The following is a 249-nucleotide window of genomic DNA, read 5'->3' as shown; positions in this document are numbered from 1 at the left end:
GGCGAGGCCTTCAACGTCAGCCTGAACCCGCTGGTGGCGGCGGCTTCCGAACTGCTTTCGGAAGTGGTCCGGCTCAAGCACAGCACCGTGCTGGAGAACCTTGCGGCGCTCAAGGAGCGGTTGACCTCCGCCATGAAGCTCTTCGAATTCCGCGCCGTGCAGGATGGCGTGGAAAACAGCCAGGTCATGGCGGCGCGCTACGTGCTGTGCACGGTGGTCGACGAGGCGGTGGTGACCACCCCGTGGGGC

Annotated in this window: 1 protein-coding gene; it reads left to right on the top strand. The window is 65.9% G+C overall.

All coding sequences use genetic code 11. The annotated features are described in order from the left end of the window. Positions 1-249, top strand: a 249-nt coding sequence (gene icmH / locus ACLJNW_RS27295) for a type IVB secretion system protein IcmH/DotU (RefSeq protein WP_410961683.1), incomplete at both ends; no start/stop codon positions are given.

The sequence above is a fragment of the Salmonella sp. SAL4457 genome (assembly GCF_046548235.1).
Lineage (GTDB): Bacteria > Pseudomonadota > Gammaproteobacteria > Enterobacterales > Enterobacteriaceae > Salmonella > Salmonella enterica.
Note: the sequence above shows the minus strand (reverse complement) of the source record. Positions and strands in the feature narration are given on the sequence as shown.